General features: G+C 60.2%; 5 protein-coding genes. All 5 read left to right on the top strand.

Features of this window, described 5'->3' with window-relative positions; translation table 11 throughout:
* On the top strand, nucleotides 1–299 hold a 299-nt coding region (locus tag Q8P46_11955; GenBank protein MDP2620867.1), incomplete at its 5' end, for a hypothetical protein.
* A gap of 45 nt (nucleotides 300–344) precedes the next feature.
* Complete coding sequence (locus Q8P46_11950) at nucleotides 345–2,159, top strand: hypothetical protein (protein ID MDP2620866.1); 1,815 nt, start codon at nucleotides 345–347, stop codon at nucleotides 2,157–2,159.
* A 24-nt stretch (nucleotides 2,160–2,183) separates the two neighbouring features.
* On the top strand, nucleotides 2,184–2,651 hold the full coding sequence (locus Q8P46_11945) for a DUF2190 family protein (GenBank protein ID MDP2620865.1): 468 nt from the start codon (nucleotides 2,184–2,186) through the stop codon (nucleotides 2,649–2,651).
* Nucleotides 2,652–2,686: 35 nt separating this feature from the next.
* A complete protein-coding gene (locus Q8P46_11940; protein MDP2620864.1) occupies nucleotides 2,687–3,703 on the top strand; it encodes a hypothetical protein in 1,017 nt (338 codons plus the stop codon).
* A 10-nt stretch (nucleotides 3,704–3,713) separates the two neighbouring features.
* Nucleotides 3,714–4,403 (top strand): NUMOD3 domain-containing DNA-binding protein, encoded by a 690-nt coding sequence (locus tag Q8P46_11935; GenBank protein ID MDP2620863.1) that lies wholly within the window; start codon nucleotides 3,714–3,716, stop codon nucleotides 4,401–4,403.
* Nucleotides 4,404–4,470: the final 67 nt, after the last annotated feature.

The raw sequence follows: 4,470 nt of genomic DNA, 5'->3' as shown, positions 1-4,470 counted from the left end.
ATGGAGGTGCCGACGTGAACTGCGGCAGGTGCGGGGTGGAGGCGCGGGTGGTGGACGTGGGCTCTGCGTCGGGGCGCAAGTTGTTTCGCTGCCCGGCGTGCGGTGTGCAGTGGCGCGAGAAGAACGCTGCCGCCGCGGCGCTCGGGGGGCGGGCGCGGGCGGACAACCTTTCCGCGCAGGAGCTGAGCGCGCAAGGCGCAGACGCCGCTTCCGCCCGCTGGGCAAAGCAAAAAGGTCGCCAAATTCTCGACGGCGCACGCGGCATTTTGAACGGTAAAGCCTTCAAAGAGGATGCGTAGCGCTACGCATTTTGCTTTTCCGTTTTGTTGGGCAATAATTGCAGCATGCCCTATGCTTCTGGTCAATTTCCTTCATCTTGGAAGAACCTTCCGGGCGGCGTGCGCGCCGAAGCCGTCAAGATCCTGAACGCTCTGCTCAAAGACGGCATGGACGAGAGCAAGGCGATTCCGATCGCTCTTTCCAGGGCGCGTGAATACGTGAAGAATCATGCTGAGGAAGACGGGGTCTGGCGCACGGTGAATGGGAGAAAGATTTTCATCGCGAAGGGCGAAGACGCAAAAACGGCGATGGAAAAATCCTTGACCGGGGATCGCGCACAGACCAAGGAGGCACATCGCCGGGCGATGAGTTACCACGCCAATATGGCCAAGCGCGCTGCACAGCAGGGTGATAAAAAGACTGCCGCAGCGCATGAACGAGCGATTGGTGCACACGCCGATGCTGTTGATAAAGGCGACAAGTCGTCTTCAATCAAGGCAAATCTCGAATCCGACCGCGCTCACAACCCGAAGGAATACGCCATGGCGATGATGACAAAAATGGAGATGATGGCCAAGTGCAAGAAGGACCATCCGGATTGGACTCCCACGCAGCACGAGGCTTGGGTCGAGAAGGAAATGGCGAAGTCCAGCGAGTACACCAACGTCGTCCGCGGCATCGAGATCTTCGCCGCAGGCACCCACAATGGCGACACCTACACGGAGGCGGACCTGGATGAGATGGTTGCTGCGCACACCGCGCTCGACTTTCGGCCGGCTATCAAGATCGGCCACACAAAGGACACTACCGGGGCACCTGCGTACGGCTGGGTACAGAACCTGCGGCGCGTGGGTCAGAAACTGGTCGCAGATTTTACGGACATGCACGACTCCGTGGTCGAGGCCCTGCGCAAGCGCAGCTACGATCGGGTTTCGTCTGAGGTGTATTTCAACCTGAACCGTGGCGGCAAGCAGTTCCGCCGCGCGCTGAAGGCGGTGGCGCTGCTCGGAGCCGAGGTGCCGGCTGTGGCCGGGTTGACGCCGCTGCACAAGATGGAGTTCGCTGCTGACGGCGAATACGAGAAATTCACGGCGCACGAGGACGCGCTCTACGTGTCGCCGCAGGCGGTGTTCGACTGCCTTTCGGAGCGCATGAGCGTGCTGATTCAACAATTTTCAAGCGAGGACATTACCATGAAGACCGCCAAGCAACTGCAAGACGAACTCAAGACGCTCACCGAGCGCCTGGATGCCATCGGCGAAGGCGACCTCAGCGACAAGGACAAGGACGCAGAGGTCAAGAAGCTTTCCGCCGATATCGCCGCTGTCACCTCCGAGATCAAGCTCCTCACCCAGCACGACGCTGACGAGCGCGAGGAGCTGACCTGCAAGAACAAGGCCAACGAGGAGCGCATCGCGCAGCTCGAAGCCGACGCGCGGCGCCGTGGGGTGGCTGAGAAAGTGGCCACCGTGCGCGTGCCGGCGTTCCGGGCGGGACTGGAGGCGATGTATGCCTACGCCCTGACGCATGCCGCCGAGAAAGTCCGCGTCTACGCCAAGGACGACAAGGGCACCGAGACCTCTGCCGAGAAGACGCTGGTGGAAATTGCTGACAGCTTCGTCACGCAGATCAACGCCCAGGCCGACAAGCTGTTCAAGACTTTCGCCTCCGTCGGTATCGTGCAGCGCGAGGACGGTTCCACTGAGGACCCGAACGAGCCTGCCAACATCACCATCGACCGCAAGGCTCGCGAGTACATAGCGAAGCACCCCGAGCTCAAGGGCGATTACCTCGTGGCGCTGCTCGCGGCAAAGGCGGAGGACCCGGATCTGGCGCGACGCTACACCGAGGAAGCATCAGCGCGCGCCTCCGCCCACTGATTTTCGATCAACAGGAGATAAAACATGAAACGCGCATTCAATCTCATCGCGGCATTCGTGGCCCAGGCGCTGGCGCTGTGGGCCGAGTTCGGCGAACAGCTCACCATCCCCGGCCTGTCGGCCGCGGCGGATCTGTCCGGCGCCAGCGGCGGCAACAAGAAGTACGTCGTCGTGCGCATGGCCGCCACGACCACCGTCAACATCTGCTCCGAAGTGCTGGTGGCCGGGGCGCTGAAGAGTCCGCTCGGTGTGCTGCAGAATGAGCCGAAGAGTGGTGAGGCCGCGATTGTGGCCTGCCTGGGGCTTTCCAAGGTGCGTGCCGGGGGCACCGTGACGGCGGGCTCTATGATCGCGCACAATAGTTCGGGCATGGTGGTGGATGCTGTGTCCGGGGACGTGGTCTGCGGGCGTGCGCTCGAAACCGCCACCACTGCGAACGAGATCGCCACCGCGTTCCTCTTCCCGCCAGTGAAGTGGGGCTCGGTCGCCTGACCCGCCACATCAACAAATCCAACAGGAGTTCAACCATGAAACGCGCATTCAACTTCAGCATTCTGCGGTCGGTGGCGGGTTACGTTCAGCTCGCGCTGTCGATGGGGCTCACGCAACGTGATGTTCACATCGACGTGCCGCTGTCCAACATCGCCGTGCAAGCGTTCAGCACCGGGAACTTTGTCGGACCTGCACTGTTCCCAATAGTGCCCGTGGGCAAGCAATCCGGCAACTACTACACCATCGATAAGGACACGTGGCTGCGCAATCCGGGCAGCACGCTCCGCGCGCCCAAGACCAGCCCACGGCGTGTCGAGTTCAACGTCTCGTCCGACCAGTATTTTGCGCACAACTACGCGCTGGCCGGCGAGAACGCGTTCGAGGTGCTGGCGTCGGCGGACGACCCGTTGATGCTGCGGGCACGCACCACGCGCAAGGTCGTCGAAGACCTGATGCGGGACATGGAAGTGCGCATCGCCAACAAGGTCACCTCCATCACCAACATCGGCTCTGGGGTCTCTCTGACCGGTGGAGACAAGTGGTCGGACTACGTGAGCTCGGATCCCATCTCCGACATCACCACTGGTCACGCCTTCATCCGCAACAACACCGGTGTGATCGCCAACACGCTGTTGATCGACTTCGACAGCTACCAGATGGTGCGGCGTCATCCCGTGTTGCTCGACATGTTCAAGTACACTCAGGGCGGACTCCTGAACGACGCGGAGATCAAGGAAGTGTTCCGCGTGCAGAACCTGCTGGTACCGACCGGCATCCGCAACGCCGCGCTGGAGGGCGGCACAGCGTCGATCGTCAATATCTGGGGCAACAACGCCTTGCTGTGTCACGTCGGTCCGGCCGGGGGCATGGAGACCGTGACGTTCGGGCTGGGATTCCAGTGGCGCGACCCGCAGTTGCCGGCGCCGTTCGTGGCCAGCGTGTACAACGATCCCGATCCGGGCAAGAAGACCGAGATCACGGAGGTCGGCTACTATGCCGACGAAAAAATAGTTGCGCAGCAATTAGCGTACCTCGTGGGTTCGACCCTCTAGGTTGCTCGCAATGGGCCAGCTTTACCGCCTCGACTTTGCATCCGGGAAATCCTACATTGGGGTTTCTCGGGTGTCCGCGATTTCGCGGTTTTTATCACACGATAAGGCTGCCAAGAATGGTGCGGATCTGTTGTTGAGTCGGGCGTGGCGTAAACATGGGGCGCCGCAGTTGCGCGTGCTGGCCATTGTGGAAAACGACGACCTGTTGCTGGCCGAAAGGCTCGCTGTTCGAGCGTTCGGAACAATGATGCCGAGCGGATACAATATGACGCCAGGAGGTGATGTTCAGCCGACTACTGTGCCTGAGATCGCGGCGAAGGTGGCGGTAAAACTGCGCGGAAAGAAGAAGTCGCTTGAGCATGCAGCCAATATTTCCATCGCCCGTAGGCGTCCAGAAGTTCGCGCGAAGTTTAGCGGATCGAATAGTCCAACACGTAGACCGGAAGTGGCGGCTCGTATCTCAGCCACGATGAAAGGACGTTCATTTACGGACGAGCACCGCGCGAACTTGAGTCGGAAGCGAGCAACTGCTGAAACACGAACCAAAATGTCAGCATCTAAAATGGGCCATCGTGTTTCAAGCGAAACGCGTGAAAAGATTTCCGCATCGATTAAAGGACGTGTTCTTTCACAAGAGCACAAATCAAAAATTTCCGCAGGAATGCGGATGTATAGACAGGAGCTACGAAATGCTTCGTGAAATGACCAAGAACGTCGGTCGCCGGTGGAAGATGGGCGAAACCCATGACTACCCGCGCGATGTCTGG

Source organism: Hyphomicrobiales bacterium (assembly GCA_030688605.1).
Lineage (GTDB): Bacteria > Pseudomonadota > Alphaproteobacteria > Rhizobiales > NORP267 > JAUYJB01.
This window is presented reverse-complemented; position numbering and strand designations above follow the sequence as displayed.

Coding starts and splice junctions, on each gene's coding strand:
- Q8P46_11935 (MDP2620863.1), top strand. CDS start 3,714: ATGGGCCAGCTTTACCGCCTCGACTTTGCATCCGGGAAATCCTACATT.
- Q8P46_11950 (MDP2620866.1), top strand. CDS start 345: ATGCCCTATGCTTCTGGTCAATTTCCTTCATCTTGGAAGAACCTTCCG.
- Q8P46_11945 (MDP2620865.1), top strand. CDS start 2,184: ATGAAACGCGCATTCAATCTCATCGCGGCATTCGTGGCCCAGGCGCTG.
- Q8P46_11940 (MDP2620864.1), top strand. CDS start 2,687: ATGAAACGCGCATTCAACTTCAGCATTCTGCGGTCGGTGGCGGGTTAC.